Source organism: Soonwooa purpurea, assembly GCF_053891095.1.
The window spans coordinates 344,325-367,730 of record NZ_JBSSMA010000001.1; the positions used below are offsets into that span (position 1 = coordinate 344,325).

Below are 23,406 nucleotides of genomic sequence, written 5' to 3' on the forward strand. Positions count from 1 at the left end.
AAAATATTATGCTAATTTCACGTTAATCGCGTTTAATCCTTTTTGACCTTGCTCCACTTCAAAAACTACTTTATCATTTTCATGAATTGTTCTGCTTTTTAAACCTGAAGAGTGTACAAAAATGTCCTCACCTCCGTTGTCTGGAGAAATAAATCCGAAGCCTTTTGCTTCATTGTAAAATTTTACTGTGCCTTGTTGCATTGTAATGTTATTAAAAATTGTTATTGTATTATTTAAATTGAATAGTATCTACTATTCACGAAGAATATTCATTAGAAAATATTCACATCGAAGTCTTTGTTATATTGTTTTGCTTTGCTTGGTTTACGATAATGAAATAGCCGTCTACATCGAAACCATTAAGTTTGTCAATCGCATTTTCTGCTTCTTTTTGATCAGGCATTTCTATAAAACCGTATCCTCTAGACTTACCAGAATGTTCTTTGGTTATAATTTTTGAAGAGCCTACAACACCCAATGGTGTAAAAAGATCTTGTAGTTGTTTCTCAGTGGTCTGATGGTTCAGATTGCCAATATAAATATTCATCTGTAAAAGAATTTAAAGTTAAAAAATTGGCGGCTGAAAAAGCAAAAACTGTAAGAAAAAAATAGATATTCTAAACTGTAAGAAAAAGCGAAGGCAGGAACCTGTTGATTAATTATGGTACAAACTTACAACAAATAATCGGTATAACCTCATATTTAATTTATTGATTTTCAAAAAGATATTAATAACTTATGCAATAAAGCTAAAAGGCTGATATTTTTATTAATGACCTCAGTAAGGAAATAATGTTTAAGGAATCACAATCGTAAATAAATACATCAAAAAAATAGCGATCAGGACAAATCCCTGCATTATGTTGGTCTTTCCCGTTGCCAGAGAAATGGTAATAATGAATAGAGATAATCCTAATAAAATAGTGGACTTGATGTCAATTCCCAAAGTCATCCGGATTCCTGTAATCACAGATGTAATGGCAATTACTGGAATACTAAGTCCTATACTTGCCAATGCTGAACCAAAAGCCAGATTCAAAGAAGTCTGGATATGATTATTTCTGGCGGCTCTATAGGCAGCCATTCCTTCTGGAAGAAGTACAATCCCAGCAATAATTACCCCGACAAGTGATTTTGGTGCGCCTGCCCATTTTACGATATATTCCACGTCTTTTGAAAGTAACTTTGCTAACAAGACCACAATTCCCAAACAAAGAATCAAAAAAAGAATACTGATATACATTTCTTTTTTTGAAGGTTTTTCAGGGAGAGGAATTTCGTCATTGTTTTCCAACAATTTATTCTCAGGAGAAATAAAATAACTGCGATGTCTTATAGTCTGCATCATTGTAAACCCCAAATATAATCCTAAACAAATCAATGAAACAAAGATTAACTGTATCCACGTATATTCACCGCCATTATGACTAATCGTATAATTGGGTAATATCAAAATAAAAAAAATAATCGACGTAAGTGTAATAAGTGCTGTACTGACGCCCTGAAGTGTAAAATACTGTACTTTGAATTTTACAGATCCTACAATAATACAACTTCCGATAATTCCCGTCAAAATAATCATAATTGCAGCATATACCGTATCTCTTGCAAGTGTAATGGTTTCTAGACCTTTTGCCCCCAACATAATGGAAATAATCAACGCTACTTCTATTACCGTGATGGCAAATGCCAGAAGAAGAGTTCCGAAAGGTTCGCCAACCCTATAAGCAATTACTTCAGAATGATGGACTGCTGCTAAAACGCTTCCTACGAGAAACAGAGAAAGTAGTATAGAATAAATTGTTCCAGAAAAATAATGATTACCCCAATAAGCCAGCCCACTCAATACTGGAATCAGAATAGTCCATACCAAAAGATATATTTTTTTCTTCATAAAAAATGACATGATATAATTTGCTACTTTAATAATTAAAGAAACATGGGACAAAATCAGATAGAAAAATCAAGTTTAAGAAAAGTCCATCCAATCACTTTTCGGACAGATATCTTCAATTGAATTGATATTTTTATGATGGTGCATCGAAGCCAATAACGAAACAATCTCCTGTTTCACCATTATTACAGATGTATCCGTAAGTTCCTGATTGAATCCAGAATTGTTGAGTTCCACCAAATCGTTCACGGTAATAATTCTTGCAATAATTTTCCCTAAATCAATCATTTTTCTTTGCGAGATTGGTGCATCAATAGAAAAATTTAATTCGTCGGAAAACAATTTTGCTGCATCTTTAGTACTATCATTCTGAGAAAGATACGCCGATAAATTCAGAATTTTCTTCTTTTTCATATCTTTCAGAATTCCTTCAGAAATCTGGGTGTAGAGCATTTCGTTGGAACCTTCAAAAATCTGAAAAGGACGACTGTCCATAATCCCACGACCCCCAATGTGAGAAATACGATAGCCTTTTGCTCCAGAAAGCTGAACTAATATTTGAGCAGATTCCTGCATCATATCCGTTACCAAAGCTTTTATACTGTTAGCGTGGATTCCGCTGGAAGAAACATCATGTTCGATTCCACTTACTTTGCAACTTTTAGCACACATTGCCGAAGAAAGTGCGAAGAAAGACTGCAATTTCGCCAATTGATATTGAATTTGATCCAATGAAAAAAGAGGTAAATTACCTACAATCCTTTCTTTACAGTGTTTTGTAGCTTCATCCAGCATTCTTTTCATAAACCCTATTCCCATTCCCGGAAACTGAAATCGACTTCTATGCAAAATATCAAGCATCATTTTTAATCCTGTTGTTTCAGGGATCAATTTATTCCAAGCAGGCACTTTGATGTCAATTTTATTTAGCCCGTAAGGAATCATATAAAGCCCGGCATTGTCATAATATTCTTCAACTGTAATATTTTGGTCCTTTTTATGTGTGTTAGCAATGAAAAAATCAACATCACGGGAAAGGTTGCCTTCATTGCTTTTACTCCTGGAGGTAATGAGCCAATAATCCGCCATTCCTGTAAGTCCCTGCCAATGTTTTTTTCCTTGTATATGATAGTAATTTTCCTGCAAAATATTTTGGGTACGCATATTCAGTGCATCACTCCCAAAATCAGGTTCTGTAATCATGAGTCCGCCCATGGCACCATATTCTAAAAACTGTCTGAAAATATCTCCTTTTACGAGTTCGTTTCCATATTTTGCTAAGGGTTCCAGAAAAAGTGCTATGTTAATACCAAAAGTAAGTGACAACGGAAGTGATTCATAGGAAGCTGCTGATAAAACGCCCAAACATTCTTTCACTTTAGTACCTCTACCGCCAAATTCTTTAGGAATCGTTACAGATAAAGGTTTAAGATTCATGATTTCTTTCCAGACGTTGGCAGGCAAACCCCTGGAAAGGCTTAATTGATTAATATCTTCTCTTTGAAATATTTGTGAAAGTGAAGTTTTGAATTGTTGTAAAAAATCAGGGTAACATATACCAGATACATCAAGCGCAGATCCGTTCATAATAATTTTGAATGTGCCGCACGCCATCTGTACAACAATAGATAAAGTGAAGCGAATGGCAACAAAACTTTAGAAAAATAAAATCAGCAGCTCCACATAGTGATTTACCAAAATTAGCGTTAATTTGTGAGAACAGTACTATTATTTTAAAAAAGACTAAACAATTTTAAAAGTATTCCATATTTAATAATATTCCTTTTAGCAATGCTGGTGCGTTCAGAAATATTCCTAAAACAATTTCGTTATCATTATTATTTTTTCATCAATAATCAAAAATTAGAGATTATAAGCCGATTGTATTACAAAATCAAGAATTTCATTTTCAAACTTTTTATTTTTTAAAATCATAGCGCACAAAGGGTTTATATATATGTATTTTTAAAAAAAACAATCAAAATGGTTTTTTTATTACATTTATTTAAAATAAACTTTATAATATGAAAACAATTTTATCTGCTATTTTATTATGGATTTGCTATTGCAATAGCCCTGCACAATGGGTTGAGCTTAACATTGGTAATTTGAATACATATTCCTTTTCCGATGTTTATGCCATAACACCAGATACTGTAGTTGTAGTAGGCTCCAACGGGGCTATATTGAAAACTACTGATGGTGGTACAACCTGGCAAAAGAAAGATTCTGGCACAACCCAATTACTAAAAAAAGTTCGTTTTTCCAATGCTAATATTGGTTATACCTCGGGGAATTTAGGCGCACTTTTAAAAACAACTGATGGAGGAGAAACTTGGAATGCTCTAAATACAGGAATTGGTGATCAAGCTGAAGGCATATCTTGTTTAGGAGATAATTTTGTTGCCATTGCTGTTCCTTTTTCAGACCAGATATTAAAAAGTATAGATGGAGGCAACACGTGGCAGAGTTATCCCATGGATGACTTTTATAGTGGAAATATTCAATTTTTTACAGAAAAAATTGCATATTCTACTAAAAGTAGTGGAACCTTGTCTAAAACAATAGATGGCGGATTGATATGGAATAATTTAGACGGATATGGTGAGTTTAATTTTATTAATGAACAGTTAGGCTTTGTTTACCATGATGGTCTCAAAAAAACCATTAATGGAGGAAATAGTTTTGAAAGGTTGGGATATGGTAATGCTGGAGTATTATCACAACTTTTTGCTATTAATGAAAATACGGTTTGGGGAGTTCTTGGCATATTATTAAATGGAGATGGTACTACCCAGGGTACAGTGAAAATGACCTACACTCCAGAAGAAGGCTATAAGGAAGTTTTTGATTATGATGGTCCAACTATAAATGTATCGTCTTTGTATTTCAGTAATGAAAAATTAGGTTATGCAGTAGGTTATAAAAATGGAAAAGGTGCTATATGGAAGAATACAACAGGTAATATTTTATCCACTAATAATGCAAAAAATATAGAACTAAAAATCTACCCCAATCCTGCATCCAATGAAATTAATATTGATTTGGGAACTTTGAAAGTTGAAGAAGCTACTGTTTCTATTGTGGATTTAGCAGGGAAGCCTGTTTATTCTCAATCCCATAAAATAAGTAAATCTCTCAAGATTAATACTTCTCATTTTACAAAAGGCAATTATCTCGTGACGGTAGCGCAAGCAGGTAAAAGAATTTCTCAAAAGCTAATCATCCAATAAACACTTAATTTCCACAAAAAAAAAGTTATTCTATATATATACTATCATCTACTTTTCTATTGTCCAATTCATCACATAGAATAAACCTATTCTGTAGGTCGTGTGTTGATAAATTAATAGTATTTGCAAGACATCATCTTTATATTTAATTATATGCTTGTTTTTATCTTAGAATGCTCAGGATGCCAGATTGGCCGGTTACTATTGTGCCATTGTCTATTTTAAAATGGTGATTACTTATTAATACGGCCATGCTAAAAGTGTACTGGATTTTTGCCACATGATCCACAAATCCCAAGCATCAAAATATCTTTGCTCTACTGCCTTGCCTTCTTCATCACTTATCGTCAAGACACTTCCTAAAGTAATCCTTTTGCAAAAATTTATAAGAAGCCGAAGTTTTCTGATAATTCTTTAATTAAATAACATTACTTTCATAAGGTGTATCACCAATATAAAGGATATGTTTTCTTGTCTTATTCGGTTGTTGCCGATGACTTCTTCGTAGCCAGCCTCTTCAGCATAGCATTTGGTAAACTTGCCTTCAGCCTTTTCATAAAAACTATCAGCATAGGTCGCCATTTGGCGCACATCGCTAAGGCCATAATCCCCCTTTTTCTTTTGGCAAGATTACATCATTCGCACGGATGCGCATCCGTAGGTTATCCTCTGCGCACAGGACAAGGCACGGGTGCGCATCGGTCGTATTACGGATGCGCACCCATTAACCCAGCTTTATATTTGCAGTATTTATAAGGCTTTACAGGGATGAATTATTTATACAAATTTTTGAAAAGATCAACCTTATAATATTTCTTTTACTTTTCTTTAATCAATTCCAAGGTAATTACAGAACTCTTAAACCTTTAGGAACCGATGTTCTATTTTATTCAAGGCAAGCATTATTCTACGAATGAGGTTACGACCGTAGCACTCTCTTTTCTATGTAATTTTTACGATATCTTTCAGGTAAATGCAGAGTCTCAGCATTCTCTTTTTCATACTCTATCCATGCTTTTGGTTGGGAGTAACTATACTTATTATGTAGTAATCAATCCAATATAAAATATTTTTTTTCTCCAAAGTAGTAAAGGATTCTATTTTGTTGTAATTGGTCTTGTTTCTGTAATTCAGCAACAGATGACATCCGTGATCCAGCACCAGGTATGATAATTTATATTAATAAGGCAGATGTAAAAAGACTAGCTGTATATAACTGTAAGTCATGGATTTACTGGGAGTAAGTTATAAAATCAATCTTAATAACCCGTTGTGCATTTAGCACAAATTAATTTTTATTTTGTTTAAACTTCTTTTGAAAACGAAAAAATTTAGATACTGAATCATTGTAAAGGAAGCAATTTTAGATGCGATTCTTGTTGCTAAACCTTGGAAGCTTTTTGCTAAATTAATATAAATTAAAAATTGTCCGTTTAATTGAGAAATTGCGGTTTCAATTCTTTTTCTAATTCGTGATTTTGTTCTTGAAAATGCCACAAAATCATGTTGGTTTTTCCTCATTGGAACAGAGAGTCTAATGTTTGAATAATTGAATAAATCTACCTGAATTTTTTTACTAATATAGCCTCTATCATCTATTAACAGACAGTTTTCAAAGTCATGTTTTATATCATTCAGATAATTTACATCGTGAACATTTGCAGGTGAAAAATCATAAGAATGAAATATTCCGTTTTTGTCGCAAACCGCATGAAGTTTATACCCAAAATACCGTGTTTTTTGTGTAGCACAATAGCCAAAAGCAGGTTTAATTTCTTCTGTAGAGCAAATTCCAGAACGATTAGCTCTACTTATTCTACAGATTTCAATTGGCGTGGAGTCTACAATGAAAACATCCGTTCTAATATGGCCACAAATATTTGTCAATTCTTTTAAAATAATTTTGTAGTTTTGAACGAGATTGTTCATGCATTTAAACGATTGGTAATCAAATAAATATACGGTTTTTCTAACCAAATGAGCAATCTTTTCTTATTTAGTCACTAAATGCACAACAGGTTGTTAATAATTAAGATACATCTCTTTTATTTCTTTTCTAGTACACTTTATAAAATTACAGATGCGGGATATTTCTATCCCGCATCTGTCAATCCTTATTCAATCATATGCCCTATATGAATGTTTATCAAATTCATTAATTGCAATTTTAAAATAGTTATGGGAAACCTATAGCTGCAACCCAAGAATCATTAATATGCAAAATTTTCTTTTAAGGCTTCCAAAAGCTCCAGACAGTACCATTATAAACAGCAAGTTGTTTCTTCACTGTATCATAAGCCATCATTCCTGGTGTAGGATTTTTGATATTAAGATGTGGACTTGCTACTTTGGGTAATACTATCGCTTTGTTGGTATCGGTAAGAACCAGAATGCCAGCTGTTGTATCTGTTGCACCATTAGCCCCAATTGCCGCTTTTGCATCAGAACTCTCTTTTACATTATCCTGCAATGAACTGTTGATTGATACAAAATCTGCAGGACTGTTTACGGTAATAGAAGTATTAGAAGTATTAGTATAGGTTAACGGAAAACTAGAAGCGGTAAGGCTAAACCAAGCGCCGTCTTTACGGTATTTGACTTGCTTATCCGACAAGTCAAAAATAATTGTTCCATTTGCTATCGTGCCTTGCATTCCTCGATAACCAGCGCCCGTTGTTGCATTATATGCTATAGGTTGGTTATTAACTGTAGAAGTCCAAGGTAAGACCAAGCCTTTTTTGTTATCGGCCTTATCATAAAATTCTAATGCAATACTAGGGTTGGTAATTGTATTAGCGGGTTGGATTTTGCTCAGTTCAGATTTACCTATTGCCACTTGAGCAACCGCTGAAAATGATAAACCTAATAAGCCTATTGCGAGTATATTTTTTATATTTTTCATGTAGATTGTTATTTAATCCTTCAAGGTTTTGAAGCCCTTGAAGGATGGTTAAATAATTTTAAAAATGTATTAATCTGGACAAGCTGGTGTTATCATACAATGCCAAGCCATAGCTGCATCGCCTTCTTTCAATGTATAAATCTTGAGACATTTAGCCTCTGTATCATACACGATCATACCTTCTATCGGGTTGGTAATATTTGCTAAACCAGCCGTAGTAGCCACTCTGTTCACGACAAAGCCTTTTTCTTTGGATTCTAAAACTGTCCAAGCGCTCTCTCTAAGCATTGGCCAGTTGCCGTTGTTAGCTCCTGCTCTACCCAAAGCTGTAATACCTTGCTGTGAAGGATAGGTGTTCTCTGCATCCATAATACCGGGTTTGTAGCACTGATTTTTCACAATAATTGCCGTCGTGGGACTAAAGCAAATTGCTAACCCATCATAATAAGCCACATAATAAGTTGAACCTGATACAACTGCAGTATTATTTGTCAATTTATTAGCATCTGTAGCAGGAGTTCCTGAGTGAATAGTAATGACAGTACCTGTTGGTTGATTACTAGCAGATAATAACGAAATTAAATTTCCTATTGTAGAAACATTTGCATTAATAGTAGTGTTTGCTAATATAGGAGCATCTGTACCTGATTGGCAAACCATACAACCCCAGTATACATTGTTAGGGAACTGAAGCCCAATGTCTCTTCCATCTGTATTAAACTGTAACAATGAACCAACATTACTTGGAGGTGTATTTGCGTTGGTATTCAAGTAAAATAATCTTCTATTATTACTTACATAACCGATTTTGTATAATCTGCCATCGGGAGCTATTTTCAACCCATTCATACCAGCTGATGTGGCTTCAAGAGATGTTGTAAGCCCAGATTGAATATCATAATATTTTAGAATTCCAGTATTATTAGTGGCATTATATTCGTTATAATATATATACCTACCATTTGGCGATATAGCAGCGCTATAACCAGTTGTGGAATTTTGATCTACAGTATTAACTGCCGAGTTAACAGTAACTTTTACCTCCCAAGTACCTAATGCACCTGTGGATGGATTAAAATTAGCCAACCCCACTTTATTATGTCGTGCAATCAATAACTTCCCTGCTATTCTTGGGTCCCAAGATATAAATGAATTTACAGCAATTGCAGATGAACTTGCTCCTGCAAGGTTGCTAACATCGGTCGATGAGACAGCAGTAGAATTAAAACCACTTGCTTTGGAATAAAGGTATGATTTTACTTTCTGGTCAACTGTGTTTACCAAAATCCAATAATCTGTACCATTAGTATGAGGAATTACTTCTAATGATTCATAAATTGTATTGAAAGGCAAAACACTAGTAACTCCAGAAATAACGTTCGTATCAAGATTGTATTTAGCACTCAGTAATCCTCCAGGTGAATTTGCCGCGCTATTACCAAAAATAATAAAATCTCTTCCCAACACCCCTTGTGGATCAGGGATTACAGCAGCAGCTTCTTCAGTAGTATTAGTACCTCCCACTGCTGGCCCAGTCGCTTGTGCTCCAGTTGCGCCTTTGTAAACCACATTACCATCTGTAACAAAAAGTAATTCTCCAGTTACAGGGTGCGTTACGGTTGTATTACCCTCAAATCCATTAAAAGTCCCCTGTCCTAAAAAGCCAGATGCTGGATTATTGAGAACCGCTGACCCTGTTTGAAAGTCTATTCTTACTTTATTAGTACCAGAAGGCAACCACCAAGTCTGTTGGGCTGCATAAGGGTCTGGCGGACAAACAAAAGCAATACAATCATTAAGCATAGTATTCTGCGCATTACCAACTCCTTGTCCTGCAACCCCAGCAATTATCGGAACACCATTAGCATCCACTGTATTTCCTAAGTTTTGGTTAGGTGTTTGGCTGGCAATTATTCCTGTGGCTGTATGTAGATCAGCATTGGTAAAGTTAGCGCCACCTTCGATAGCATCGGGACAGCCATCACCATCAGAGTCGAGATCTAATCGGTTGGGAATTCCATCCCCATCGGTATCGCATTCAACACTACCAAGTAATTTGAAATCGTCATGGAAAATAGGAGTTGTATTATTCCCTGAAACATTATAAAAATAAACTCTAAATTTATATGTTATACCCGCTTCTAAATAAAGTACTCCATTGTTAACAGCAACTTCAAAATCTTGTTTGATAGTAGGGTTAAAGAGTTTATCGCCATGTACCAGAACATTTGTGGCAAAATTATCTTTAGACATTCTTACTGAATAATGATAATTGGTTGTAGAAACTCCAGTATTTTGATAATATCCTATGTTTTTTATTCCAATATTTTCAATTGTATGGATTGTATATTCCACATATTCATTATTGACTATTGCACTAGATTCGTTTAAAGCATCTATTCCTGATATTATCTGATAATTATCAACGGCATGTATAGTTCTGGTTAATCCCGCACCAACTGTACTAGGTTGTCCAGTTAGCACTTCTGGATCTGGGTCTGCATTGTAATTTCCAGTATTAAACCAAGTTACTATATTGTAAACAGGTTCTGAACATTCATTAGAGTCTAAAATACCGTCATTGTCATTATCCAGATCCTTCCAATCTGGCACACCATCACCATCAGAATCTATACAATCATTTTTGGAAAAATCTTGAGATTGTCCAATTGTTTGCCCAGTTCCTGCAATAGTTGGCACCCCGAGTGTAGTGGTAGTCATTCCTACTGTATTACCTAGGTTTTGGTTTGGTGTTTGAGTTGCAATTGTACCTGTGGCAGTATGTAGATCGGCATTGGTAAAATTAGCACCACCTTCTATTGCATCAACGCAACCATCACCATCAGAATCTAAATCTAAATAGTTAGGAATCCCATCTCCGTCAGTATCACAGATCATAGCTTTAATTGATATATCATCCAATGCCCAATCATCATTGGCAGAGGTCATTTCAAAAGAAAGCGTTGCTGAAGTAGGTCCTGTGTACGGTATATAAATAGTGAAATTTTGCCAATTAAAACCGTTTACTCCATTAGTACCATAAGTCACAAAATTACTTGTAGCACCATTTGCCATTGTAATAGTAATATTAGAATTATCTCGAAGTGTACTATTGTTTAGTGTGGCATAAATAACACCATTTAGTTTTATATTTAGCGAAGCTGTACTCCCAGCTGCTTGAGTTCCGTCTTGTGCTCCTAGGTTAAGATTTAGAGCAACAACGCTGCCTTTTACTTTGTCCAGATTGTTCAAAGTTTGTGTTAAGGCATAGTTATTACTACCATTGTTTTGGTTATTTATATAGTTGTTTATATAGGTCCATCCTGTTCCCAAAGTCCATCCATTAGCATTTCCGGTAAATGTCCCGTTGGTTACCAATTCCGTTGTGGGGCATTCTACCGTATCCAAAATACCATCGTTGTCCGAGTCTAGGTCTTGCCAATCTGGCACGCCATCTCCATCTGAATCTTTTCCGGCAATTGTAACAGGAATAACACAAGATGTTGAAGAACCGTTTAGTGAAAATGTAACATTTCTAGTACCAATGTTTCCTGAACCAGTATAGTTAATTGGCACATCAATATATGTAGAACTAGCCGCCACAATTAAAGTAGCTACTGATGTTGTAAAATCTGCTCCAGATACATTAATATTATAAGTACCTGGTGTAATGACATTACTAATAGGTATTCTCATCGTTTTTGTAGAAGATGTCCCTTGGATAAAACTCCCTCCTTGTAAAGTTGCTCCTGCACAATTAAAATTAAAAGGAACATAATACGGGACCGATGCAAGATCAAGATTACCACCACCTATAGTTGATCCTGCCACTGTTGTTGTTGCAATATGTGAAGATACACCATCATTAATATTGACTTTATAAAAATTAATATTAGTATTTGTCTCAGTACCTGAAACCAAATATATAAATCCATTTAAATAGGCAGCACCTCTTGCATTTCCAATACTAGTAGCGTTACTTGCATTGGCTGTAGCATTGACAGTACCTACGGGACCCGAAATTTTTGAAACTTGAGTTGCTACTGTGGGTGTAGCTAAATTTATTTTGTATAAATATCTTTCACTACCATTTGTAATGATACAATAAAAATTATTTTGATAATCAAAGAAGACATCCGTCGCAAAAGTTGTCCCATTAGTCCAAGTAGTATCCCCAGTAATGGCACCAAGGTCTGCACTGGTAGGGTATGCTCTATACATTCGTTTTCCATCCATACCATATACAAAACCATAATAATTCCCTGGTACATTATTAGTTGTTAAACCTCCTAATGCTCCAAGTAAATTAAGACCTGTACCTGTGTTCTGGCCATTTTTATATAAAGTACTTGCAGATGCTGTATTAGCATGCATAAAAACCAAAGGATTAGGAGTTACCGTGTCATAACCTAAAGCTAAGCTACTTACCGCTGTTCCATTATTAGCATTAAAATAAGATGGTGTTGTTATCGCTGTTACAGCACCATTAGTGGTATTAACCTCGTACACACGGCCCGTACTTCCAGACGAAAGATACAATTTACTCGCATCTTGCGAGAAAATTACTACCACGAAAAACAGCACAAGAAAAGCTGATAAATATTTTTTCATATTTCTCATTTAATAAATTTTTTAAAATTATAATAGGCCAAGAAAAAGAATAATCTCAGCAAAATTGTTTCTAAAAATTAAATTAAATGGATGTAGGCGGTCTGGTAAAGTATTGTCCTCCAAAATAATGTAAGGACAGCAGAGGATTTTTGTAATTCTTATTGAATTCTTTTAGTACCAATATTTTACCAATATTAATACTAAAAATTTTGTATGTCGCGAGATTAAAAGAATGGCTGCTACTAAACATCTCCGACTTCCTTGCTAGAATATTTTTAAATACTTCAGAGGAAGTAGGTGCTGTAAGTTGTAGATGAAGAGCTTTAGGCGTTTGTGGCAGGTTCTTTTTAACTAGTCTTTTAGCAACTAAGACTTTACTTTTAGTTTTCTGTGGATGCTGTTTATTTTTTTCTAAATAAACAATCTTTACATTTGAGAGGTTCTCAGCACCATAAATAATTGTACTATTAGAAACAGAAATTACAACTTTCTCAATATTAGACTTTCGATTTTCACTATGTTTTTGTTTAACTACATTTTTGTTAATAATAGTTATAGTTCTATCTTTTTTGTTTGTTATTCTAGAAGATAGATTATTAGTTTCTTCAAATCTTACTTGTCCATTAACAATAGAAATATTTAAAAAAAACAAGACAATAGCAAAAACTGTCTTATTCAAAACAATTTCTGATATCGGTTTAAAACTTGTAATTTTAAAATACATGAATAGAGCTATTGCGATTAATTTTATAACATATTGCAGTTCGCAAAATTAACCTTTCGATACTCTTTCTAACCTACATAAGCGTTTCAAATATACACGAGGTTATAAAAAAAAGCACTCAAAATCTACTCATTTGCCACAATTCAACTACTCAAAAGGCAAGACCCTCATATATCCTCCTAATATTTCGATTTTTATCGCCTCTAATTAAAACCACAAATACACGACTAAAAAATCCCACAAAAAAAGTAAATATTTAGATTTCTTTTTACATATCCTTAGTTTCCAATTCAGCTTGTTAATTGTTTTCTGAAATTTATACGGTTCTAAATATTTGCCATCCAATCATAAATACTTTCATTAGATGAAATATTTAATTTTTTTCGTAATCTATATTTTTTAGAATCTATTGCCCTTATCGACATTTTTTTAAAAACAGAAATCTGGTGGTTATTCAAATTACTCTTGATTAAAGCACAAAACTCAATATCGGACAATGTTAGGTTAGGATTAATATTTAATAAGGAATCTCTAAAATCAGGATGCAGCTCTAGAAAAAAGGATAAAAAAGCGACGTTGGATTCTGCTGTCAAATTCAAAAGCTGTTCTTTGCTTATTTTTATTTCTTCTTTAGATTCTAATGGATATTGTTGTTGACTATTAATTTCAACAAACTTTTTATTTTTCTTTAAAAAAAACATTTTGACAAGAAAAAAAGTTAACAGTATAAAAAGTCCAGCTAAAAAAACATACTTCCGCATCTTCCAATCATATACTTTTTTTTCGCTATTATATGATTTCTGTTTATCTTGATAAACAATATTGGCCACCGCGGTTGTGTTCTTTTTCTTAATAGAATCTGTCAGTTTCGTATATTTATTAAGATAATAAACTTGCTTATCAATTTCATTTTTATCTTCATATATACGTGCTATTTCGGGGTATAGCAATTCCAGCAGTTCTGGGTTTTTATATTGTTGTGCATACTTTTCAGCCTTTTTAAAATGATAAAGACTACGATCTAGATAATCTTTTGATTTTTTTTGATAATCGAAGATATACTCCGCTTTTCTCTTATGATAATGTATCAAATCAAAAAGATTATCTATTTTATCAATATATTTCTCTTGAACTTTCAGATAATAATCAATTTGTTTTGGATTTTTAGCATGAAAATAATAATGCGCTAAATATCCTGCTGAAGACACAATTATAATAGGCTTGGAGGCTTCCGTGTCAGGGAGAAGCAATGCTGTCTTTAATCTTTGATTTGAAAAATATTGTAAAGAGTCTTTATTATTTTGATATAAGTTGATATACCTTGCATAATAATAGGTTTCCATAAACCTTCTTTTTCCAATATCTTCGATTTTGGGTATTAGTTTAAAGTTTTCATCCAATTTTTTTTTTGCCTTTGTATGAAGCTGAAGATGGCTAAGCATTGACACTTCCATCGCATTCGCTTTTGTCAAATAAAAATAATCTTGAATGTCATTGGAAAGCTTTTTGGTTTCGTCCAGATATTGTTCTACATCATCATAATTTCTACTATTAATTTTAAAAGCTATCTTTCGTAACAAAGCTTCTATTTGTCCTTTTTTATAATTGATTTTTTTTGATTGATAATACAACTCTGTACTGACAGCTTCGATTTTGTCGACATTTTGAGCATTTGTTGTCGCAATTGTATTTTGAATGCTATCTATCTGTTTTTCTGACCATTGTTTTTGTGAATAAAAAACAATGCTGTAAAACACAAAAAAACCACATAAATTTTCCTCATAAATTATAGTTTAGAAATCCAAACATATATATTTTCGTTTTGATTTATCTCAAGTGCTTTTCGAATGCGATATTTTCTCCCCTCAACAGATCTTATGGAAACATTTTTAATAACCGCTATTTGCTTAGTTGTAAAATTAAGCTTCATCAAAGCACAGACTTCCAGATCCATAGGTTTTAAAAGTGGATTTACTTTCAGTAGTTTATCTTCAAAACAGGGAAATACATTTTTAAAATTGGCATAGAATAATGGATTATTATCATGTGCTAAACTTGTTAATTCTGTAATAGATATTGGCGTGACTATATCTAAAAGCTTTTTTTCGATTTCAATATGTATTGGTTTTGGTTTTCTAAAGGTTTTTCTTCGTTTAATCACAAAAATCAGCACAATCAATAAAATAACAACCATTAAAAAAACACTTTTACTTTGCAAAAAATTTTGGCTTTCGTGACTTTGAAATTGGCTAATTCTGTCAATTTGGGCATGGGTAAGATATATTAAACTATCACTTATCGTATTTCCATTTTTTAGATAATAGATGTGCTTTTTCAAATCATCTTTAGCCTTGTAATACACAGCTAAATCATTGTAAACCTTTATTTTTAAAATATCATAATTAATTTCTGATGCCAGAGAATCTACTTTTTTATATAATTCTAAAGATAGCGTTTCATTATTTTGTAGAAAAGCAATTTTTGCTTGGAGAAAAAGGTAATCCGCAGTTTGATATACACTTTTAATATTTTTTGAAATACTCATTAAATGCCTCTCTGCAGCTTCTGATTGCTTTTCAGACAAGTGAAATTCAGCTATATGCAAAATTCCATCTGTCTTATAAAAAGCTTTATTCTGCGAAGTTTCGTTAATCTCAGAAGCTGTTGCAATAGCTTTGTTTAAATAATAAAAAACCGAATCTTTCTTATGCTGAAATTGGTAATATTTGGCTAAATAAATACAATTATTATAATCTAATATTTTCCGTTGTTCTTTATCTTTTAAAAACTTACTAAACTCAATACTTTTGTTTATATTTTTTTTCGCTTCTTCGTGAAAACCTGAATAGATCAATGCGCCTGCGATATAATTTTTTAAATGTGCTAACGATTGATAATCATTTATTTTATAAGCTATTCTTTTAGCATCTTCAGCTTTTACAATTATTTGATAAAATTTTTTCTGCAAAACAAAGGAATTACTCAATAATAAGACAGCATCTATTTGGGCTTTTTCGTGACTTACTTCCTTAGCTAAATAATATAGATCCGTTAGCTCTGCATCTCTATTTGTAAAACTATTTCTTGAATATTCTTTTTTATACAAAGCAATGCCCTGATCAATTTGTTTGACCATGTCATAATCTGTAGAAAATAGATTGGCATAAATTAAAATAAAATTTAAGAAAATAAATTTCTTCATAAATTGGCAAATTTTATGACTACAAAGCTATTATTTTTATTTATTTAATTTAAATATTACATTATTAAATTAAATCTGCTAATATATATAGTTTTTTAACAAAAAAACATCATTAATAATACTTTAAAATTATTTATTAATAAAGTAAACACAACAGTCTTCTGATTCTGTTTGAGGGTATGCTGTCAAACACAAAGCGATTGGGATAAGCAGACCAACTTGGTAATTGTATTGTAAACTATTGCAACTTAACAGAATTTGAAAATCATACAAAAAAGTAAAAAAGAAAATTTCTGTAAGAGCTGATTTCCCAGATCAGGTTTGGCAGATGGATGTGAGTGTATACAAAACTTCAAATGGCATAAAATATTACATTTACAGTATTGTTGATAATTTTTCAAGAAAATATTGGCATTCGATTTTTCTACTGAACTTTCTGAAAAAACACGAATTGAAAGTTTAAAATCAGCTGTTGATTTTTTGCATCAGCAACAAAATATAGAATTAAGTGAGACTAAATAATTTCAAAAAAATAATCAAAAAAAAAAAAAAACCACTCAAAAAGAGTGGTTTTCGTGGTTTCTCCAGGAATCGAACCAGGGACACATGGATTTTCAATCCATTGCTCTACCAACTGAGCTAAGAAACCTTTTGGTTTAAAAAACAAGCCTCAATAAGAGGCTTTGAAATTTGTGGTTTCTCCAGGAATCGAACCAGGGACACATGGATTTTCAATCCATTGCTCTACCAACTGAGCTAAGAAACCGCCTTTCCAACAATAATATTTATTGTTTTTAGTGGTGCAAAAGTAGGAAGAATTAATATACAATACAAGACATTCTTTACTTTTTCTTAAAATATTTTTAAACTGATTGATTTTCAGACGAATTATTTTCTTGTTCTTTTCTTATCTGCTCACTCATTTCTTCTAATACTGGCCGAATAGTATCTTCGGGAAGGTCACTTATTCTGAGATACATCAATCCATCAATCGCATCATTGAAATTAGGATCAACATTGAAGGCAATAACTTTTGCGTTTTGTTTAATATACTTCTTAATTAAAACCGGCAGACGAAGTTCTGGTTCTAGGTCGTCAATAATTTTGTCTAATTTATTAACATCAGAATCCATATCGCTAAAGAACAAAGCTTTGTCACGTTCTTTCAGGATAACTTTATAATCATTTTTCGGATGAACGTATTGCGCGACAGCAGAATCATAATAATGCGAACGCATGAACTCAATCATCAAGGATTTTGAAAATTCTGAAAATTTGTTGCTAATACTAACGCCACCCATCAAAAATTTGTGTTCTGGATTTCTCAAACAAACATGGATAATGCCTCGCCAAAGCAAAAATAAAGGAAATGGCTTTTGCTGATATTCTGTCGAAATATAAGCGCGTCCCATCTCGATAACCTTTCGGAAGAATGGCTGCAACTCTTGGTCATACTCAAATAACGAACTGGTGTAGAAACCATCTATTCCGTACTTTTTCATCACCTCAACTCCCAAAGCCATACGATAAGCGCCGACTAATTTTTGGTTGGCATTATCCCATAAAAACAAGTGATGGTAATGTTTATCATACTCATCCAAGTCAAATGGCAGATTGGTCCCCTCACCTATTTTGCGGAAAGTCAACTCGCGTTGACGACCAATTTCGCGCATAATGTTAGGAATCTCCTCATATTTTGTAAAAAACATATCGTAATCGCTGTAAGAGAACAAATGTTTTTTATCGTCTTTTTTCAACAATTCGATTTCTGCCAAAATATCTTCTTTTGGCGTTTCTTCAATAATATTCTGAACGATATTTTGCTGCTTGCTCAAAGGTAACTTCAACGACAGATTCGGGATCATCAAAGTCTCTGCTATGCTTTTTCTTTTTTCATAATAAGATTTTAGCATGTAGACTTTTTTCTTCAGATAATCACCAAGTTCTTCAATATTTTCCTGCTCATCCATTTGTTTTACAGAAATAGCTTTACCGATTCTGATCCTTATTGGGTTATCTCGTTTTTTCATCATTTCGGAAGGCAACATCAACGTTTGCAGATCTGGATGAAGCTTCGCAAGATTGTAAAAAATTCGACTATTACGGGCATGGAAATACATGGGTACAACGGGTACTTTTGCTTTTTTGATAAGCTTTAGCGCTGGCGATTCCCAAACTTTGTCCATCACCTCATTATATTCATTATTCTTGTTAGAAACTTCGCCAGCCGGAAAGATTCCGATACAGCCACCGTCCTGCAAATGCTTCAAGGTTTCGCGCATACCAGAACTGCTGTTGTAGGCTTCTTTGCGACCTTCGAATGGATTAACAGAAACAACATAAGGCGCCATAGGCTTTATCTTCTCAAGAAGAAAATTTCCCATCACTTTAAAATCTGGACGAATTGCCGAAAGGATTTTGCACATCAAAACGCCATCTATCGCACCCAAAGGATGATTGGAAACCAAAATAAATGGTCCTGTTTTAGGAATTTTCGCCAAGTCTTCTTCGAAAACGACATATTTCAAATCCAATTCTTTAACAAATCCAGAAAAGAAATCTTGACCTTCTTTGTCTTTCAGTTTATCATACAGCTTATTAACCTCGTTGATTTTGGTCAAACGAAGTACAGACGAAGCAATAGGATTTTTTAAAAAACCAAATTTGTTAAGACCTGCGACTTTTATTAAATCTTCTTTCGATATTAAACTCATGTTATTGGATTACCATTTGTAAAGTATTCTTGGACAATTGTTCCAATAGCACTTTTTGATCTTTATAAAATTTTTCTACCTCTTCAATATTAACATTACGCACCGTGAAAAGCGATACGTTTTGTATTAATTGGGTTTGGAAATTAGCATGTAAGTCTTGGACAAACTCAGCAATATGCCCGAATTTATCTTCCAAACACAATTCTAGCGAGATGGCAGAATTTTGCATCAAGGATACTTTGATATTATATTTTAAAAGTAGCGAAAAAATTTCTTTCATGTGATCTTCTGCAATAAAAGAAAAATCTCTTGTATCTACCATTAAATAATTTTGATTTTTTTTCAGAATATACGATTCCAGATACTGGTTGTCATCAGCATTGCCAATTTTGGTTCCTGGCATCGAAGGATCCAAGAAAGATTTTACAAAAAAAGGAATATCTTTCTGCTTCAGCGGTTGCAAGGTTTTTGGGTGAATTACCGATGCGCCGTAATAAGCCATCTCAATCGCTTCTTCGTAAGAAATGCTGCTTAATAATTCAACATCATCAAAAATTCTTGGATCGCCCGTCATCACACCAGGTACGTCTTTCCAGATTGTCATTTCTGACGCATCAAAACCATAAGCGAAAATCGCCGCGGTATAATCCGAACCTTCGCGGCCTAAAGTCACTGTAAAGTTATGTTCGTCTGAAGCTATAAAACCTTGTGTCACATAATTCTTTGAAGCATCCAATTTTTTAATATTCTCTTGTGTACCTTTCCAGTTAACAACACCTTCCCGATAGGTATTATCGGTTTTGATATAATCTCGTGCGTCTAACCAAACATTTCCGAACTGCGACTCGTTAAGAAATTCGCTAACAATTTTTGAAGAAATCATTTCGCCACAACTTACCACCTGGTCATACACGAAGTTATAATTCGGCGATTTGTTTCTTCTTAAAAAAGAGTCGATATCGTCAAAAAACAAATTAATCTCAGCATAGACGGGATGTTCCTCTGGGAAAAGTCCTTTGGCAATATCGATATGAAACTGTTTTATTTCTTCTATTTCTTGTTGGTAGTCTTTCTTTGCGAAATAATCTGCCACCACCATTTCTAAGGCATTGGTGGTTTTTCCCATCGCCGAAACCACCATTAAACAATTTTTAAAACCCTGGTTATCAAGTACCAAAGCTACATTTTTTACACTCTCTGCATCTTTTACCGATGCGCCACCAAATTTGAATACTTTCACTTTACAAAGCTTTATTCTGAATATATTATTTTCAAACCCCAAAAATATTAATAATGACTGACTTAATAAAAAAACTTGTTAACAAATATTAACTTTATGAGAAATAAATTTTAAAATCCTATTATAATCATTTACCAAAGCGTATTACAAAAAATGAAAATTTTAATAACGCCAATGTCGGCATCTACATTTGGAATCATTAAAAACAAATCCAAAAAACATACTTATCATCAAAAAAAATTAAATTAATTTAAAATAAAATCAATAAAATCAACAAATTTCCTTAACTTTAAAAGAGTTTAGATTAATCAAAAAAAATCCATTAAATTTGGTCAATTTTCTAATAAATATTAAAAATGAGTAAAGAACCATTACAAACCCTAGGCGAATTTATCATTGAGAAACAAGATGACTTCAAATACTCTTCGGGTGAGTTATCGAGACTTTTGAGCTGTATCCGTATGGCTTCAAAATTGGTCAACAGAGAAGTTAACAAAGCCGGAATCGCTGATATTATCGGCATTGCAGGCAACGAAAATATACAAGGCGAACAACAACAAAAATTGGATGTTTTGGCTAATGAAATTTTCATTACAGCGCTTTCGCAACGCGAAGTGGTTTGTGGTATCGCATCGGAAGAGAACGATGATTTCATAGAAATCACTTGCAAAGGCAATGCCCACCTTAGCAAATATGTTGTATTAATTGATCCTTTGGACGGTTCTTCAAACATTGACGTTAACGTATCGGTAGGTACTATTTTTTCAATCTATAGAAGAATTACAAATCCTGGCGATCCTGTGGAACTGAAGGACTTTTTACAAAAAGGATCCAAACAAATTGCAGCAGGTTATGTTGTGTATGGCTCATCAACGATGATTGTCTATACAACAGGTAACGGCGTTAACGGATTTACACTAGACCCAGCAATCGGAACTTACTATTTGTCTCACAAAGATGTTAAGATTCCTACAAGCGGAAAAATATATTCTATTAACGAAGGTAACTATATCAAATTTCCACAAGGGGTAAAAGACTACATCAAATATTGCCAGGAAGAAGAAGCTGACAGACCTTATACATCGCGTTACATAGGATCTTTGGTATCAGACTTTCATAGAAATATGCTGAAAGGTGGCATCTACATCTACCCTTCTACATCGCAATCTCCAAAAGGAAAACTAAGATTATTGTACGAATGCAACCCAATGGCCATGTTGGCAGAACAAGCTGGCGGAAAAGCAAGCGACGGCTTCAAAAGAATTTTGGATATAGAACCGACAGAACTTCACCAGCGTGTGCCTTTCTTTTGTGGAAGCGCCGCTATGGTGACAAAAGCAGAAGAATTCATGTCTAAAGCAGTTGACAAAAATTAAGATATTGAAAACAGCAAGTTTCGAAAAATATACTTTAAACTTCAAACGCCCGAGTGGAACATCTCGCGGCGTTTTGAATATTAAAGAAACCTATTTCATTCGCATTTCCGAAGATGGAAAAACAGGAATCGGCGAAGCCAATCTTTTCAAAGGGTTAAGCTTTGACGATGACGACGATTACGAAGAAGCTTTAACATGGGCTTGTCAGAATGCACATCTTGGTTTGCCACATCTTCGCGAAGAAATGGTCAATCATCCTTCCATTATTTTCGGTTTAGAACAAGCCTTTCTCAATCTGGAACATGGCGACAATCTGTATTTTCCAAGCGATTTTACAGAAGCTAAAGATTCTATTCAAATTAATGGTTTAATCTGGATGGGCGGAATCGATTTCATGAAGGAGCAAATTGAGGAAAAGCTCAAACAAAATTTCCATTGTATCAAATTAAAAATCGGTGTCGATTGGGACCATGAAAAACAAGTCATTGCCGAACTCCGAAAAAAATACCCTAAGGATATTTTGGAACTCCGTGTTGATGCCAACGGTGCTTTCTCTCCGGAAAAGGCGAAATCTGTTTTGGAAGAATTAGCAGACTTACAAATTCACTCTATCGAACAACCAATCGAAGCTGGCAACTGGAAAGCGATGGCACAACTTTGTGCCGAAACACCTACGCCAATTGCTTTGGACGAAGAACTTATCGGCATGCTCAACCGTGATTCCAAAATCGAATTATTAAAAGAAATTCAGCCGCAGTACATCATCTTAAAACCAACTTTGGTTGGTGGATTTTCTGGAAGCGACGAATGGATAGAACTGGCCGAACAACAACATATCGGTTGGTGGATTACCTCAGCTTTAGAAAGCAATATCGGGCTCAATGCCATTGCACAATATACTTATCCAAAACACAATCCGATGCCACAAGGTCTTGGCACAGGTGGACTTTTCACCAATAACACAGCGTCTTGTCTGGAACTAAAAGGCGAACAACTTTGGTTTAAAAACTAAAATTGCTGATACAAATAACGATTCGGGAAAGTGAGTTTTTCACTTTTCCGTTTTCCGTTTACGATGATGTGGACAATGTTCATCTGGTCATCAAACAAATTATACAACATGCTAATCGAGGTTTCCACTTTTTTGGGATGTTCCACAACGGCCGATTCCAGATACACATCAACACTTTCGCTATCTTCTTCAAAACCTAGATAATTAATTTTCACAAATTGGTTATTGACTTTCAGTTTGACATATTCGGCGCAATAATTTTTCATTGCCTCATCTATTGCAGCCTTCACTTTTGCATCTTGAAATTTCAGATTTTTAGGGTATTTTTTATTAAGCGCATTTTCCATATCGTCTAAAAAGAATTTTCCCGAAATCTCAAAGGTTTGGGTTTTTTGATTATAATTAAATTCCAACGAGCCAACATGATAAGGGTGTACATTTTCTTTGAACGAAGAAAACATAAAAAAAACAAACAGCAAAAAGAACATCACCTTTCTC

General features: G+C 33.8%; 17 protein-coding genes and 2 tRNA genes. 3 read left to right on the top strand and 16 right to left on the bottom strand.

Features of this window, described 5'->3' with window-relative positions; genetic code table 11:
- Positions 1-6 precede the first annotated feature (6 nt).
- The 4 genes from ACVFVN_RS01515 to ACVFVN_RS01530 form a co-directional block, all read right to left on the bottom strand.
- Entirely contained in the window at positions 7-201 is a 195-nt protein-coding gene (locus tag ACVFVN_RS01515; protein WP_456233878.1) for a cold-shock protein, read from the bottom strand.
- Between the two features lie 82 nt (positions 202-283).
- Positions 284-547: an RNA recognition motif domain-containing protein gene (locus tag ACVFVN_RS01520; RefSeq protein ID WP_456233879.1), complete on the bottom strand. Its 264-nt coding sequence runs from the start codon at positions 545-547 to the stop codon at positions 284-286.
- Positions 548-796: 249 nt separating this feature from the next.
- The gene (locus ACVFVN_RS01525; RefSeq protein ID WP_456233880.1) at positions 797-1,894 is read right to left on the bottom strand and encodes a calcium:proton antiporter; all 1,098 of its coding nucleotides are present in this window, start codon (positions 1,892-1,894) and stop codon (positions 797-799) included.
- Positions 1,895-1,969: 75 nt separating this feature from the next.
- On the bottom strand, positions 1,970-3,481 hold the full coding sequence (locus tag ACVFVN_RS01530; protein ID WP_456233881.1) for an acyl-CoA dehydrogenase family protein: 1,512 nt from the start codon (positions 3,479-3,481) through the stop codon (positions 1,970-1,972).
- A gap of 437 nt (positions 3,482-3,918) precedes the next feature.
- On the opposite strand from ACVFVN_RS01530, the gene ACVFVN_RS01535 reads away from it, so the two are divergent.
- Positions 3,919-5,127 carry a T9SS type A sorting domain-containing protein gene (locus tag ACVFVN_RS01535; RefSeq protein ID WP_456233882.1) on the top strand — a complete coding sequence of 403 codons (1,209 nt, stop codon included), beginning with the start codon at positions 3,919-3,921 and terminating at the stop codon, positions 5,125-5,127.
- Between the two features lie 414 nt (positions 5,128-5,541).
- Here the strand turns inward: ACVFVN_RS01535 and ACVFVN_RS01540 are convergent, their stop codons facing one another.
- The 11 genes from ACVFVN_RS01540 to ACVFVN_RS01590 all read right to left on the bottom strand — a co-directional run bounded on the left by ACVFVN_RS01540 (position 5,542) and on the right by ACVFVN_RS01590 (position 20,520).
- On the bottom strand, positions 5,542-5,709 hold the full coding sequence (locus ACVFVN_RS01540; RefSeq protein ID WP_456233883.1) for a hypothetical protein: 168 nt from the start codon (positions 5,707-5,709) through the stop codon (positions 5,542-5,544).
- 696 nt (positions 5,710-6,405) lie between these two features.
- Positions 6,406-7,104: an IS982 family transposase gene (locus ACVFVN_RS01545; RefSeq protein WP_456233884.1), complete on the bottom strand. Its 699-nt coding sequence runs from the start codon at positions 7,102-7,104 to the stop codon at positions 6,406-6,408.
- A gap of 253 nt (positions 7,105-7,357) precedes the next feature.
- The gene (locus tag ACVFVN_RS01550) at positions 7,358-8,029 is read right to left on the bottom strand and encodes a hypothetical protein (RefSeq protein ID WP_456233885.1); all 672 of its coding nucleotides are present in this window, start codon (positions 8,027-8,029) and stop codon (positions 7,358-7,360) included.
- A 69-nt stretch (positions 8,030-8,098) separates the two neighbouring features.
- Positions 8,099-12,640, bottom strand: a complete 4,542-nt coding sequence (locus tag ACVFVN_RS01555; protein WP_456233886.1) for a beta strand repeat-containing protein — start codon at positions 12,638-12,640, stop codon at positions 8,099-8,101.
- Between the two features lie 82 nt (positions 12,641-12,722).
- Positions 12,723-13,364 carry a hypothetical protein gene (locus ACVFVN_RS01560; RefSeq protein WP_456233887.1) on the bottom strand — a complete coding sequence of 214 codons (642 nt, stop codon included), beginning with the start codon at positions 13,362-13,364 and terminating at the stop codon, positions 12,723-12,725.
- A 326-nt stretch (positions 13,365-13,690) separates the two neighbouring features.
- Positions 13,691-15,121: a helix-turn-helix transcriptional regulator gene (locus ACVFVN_RS01565; RefSeq protein WP_456233888.1), complete on the bottom strand. Its 1,431-nt coding sequence runs from the start codon at positions 15,119-15,121 to the stop codon at positions 13,691-13,693.
- Between the two features lie 29 nt (positions 15,122-15,150).
- Positions 15,151-16,566: a helix-turn-helix transcriptional regulator gene (locus ACVFVN_RS01570; RefSeq protein ID WP_456233889.1), complete on the bottom strand. Its 1,416-nt coding sequence runs from the start codon at positions 16,564-16,566 to the stop codon at positions 15,151-15,153.
- Positions 16,567-17,142: 576 nt separating this feature from the next.
- A tRNA-Phe gene (locus ACVFVN_RS01575) sits at positions 17,143-17,215 on the bottom strand.
- 44 nt (positions 17,216-17,259) lie between these two features.
- Positions 17,260-17,332, bottom strand: a tRNA-Phe gene (locus ACVFVN_RS01580).
- 97 nt (positions 17,333-17,429) lie between these two features.
- Positions 17,430-19,280, bottom strand: coding sequence for a lysophospholipid acyltransferase family protein (locus tag ACVFVN_RS01585; RefSeq protein ID WP_456233890.1), 1,851 nt, complete (start codon positions 19,278-19,280; stop codon positions 17,430-17,432).
- Position 19,281: 1 nt separating this feature from the next.
- Positions 19,282-20,520, bottom strand: a complete 1,239-nt coding sequence (locus ACVFVN_RS01590; protein WP_456233891.1) for an aspartate kinase — start codon at positions 20,518-20,520, stop codon at positions 19,282-19,284.
- 356 nt (positions 20,521-20,876) lie between these two features.
- Here ACVFVN_RS01590 and fbp point away from each other — a divergent pair, with 356 nt between their 5' ends.
- Positions 20,877-21,896: a class 1 fructose-bisphosphatase gene (gene fbp / locus ACVFVN_RS01595; RefSeq protein WP_165133208.1), complete on the top strand. Its 1,020-nt coding sequence runs from the start codon at positions 20,877-20,879 to the stop codon at positions 21,894-21,896.
- 4 nt (positions 21,897-21,900) lie between these two features.
- On the top strand, positions 21,901-22,908 hold the full coding sequence (locus ACVFVN_RS01600) for an o-succinylbenzoate synthase (protein WP_456233892.1): 1,008 nt from the start codon (positions 21,901-21,903) through the stop codon (positions 22,906-22,908).
- Here ACVFVN_RS01600 and ACVFVN_RS01605 read toward each other — a convergent pair.
- Positions 22,905-23,369, bottom strand: a complete 465-nt coding sequence (locus ACVFVN_RS01605) for a DUF6702 family protein (RefSeq protein ID WP_456233893.1) — start codon at positions 23,367-23,369, stop codon at positions 22,905-22,907. The genes ACVFVN_RS01600 and ACVFVN_RS01605 overlap by 4 nt on opposite strands.
- Positions 23,370-23,406: the final 37 nt, after the last annotated feature.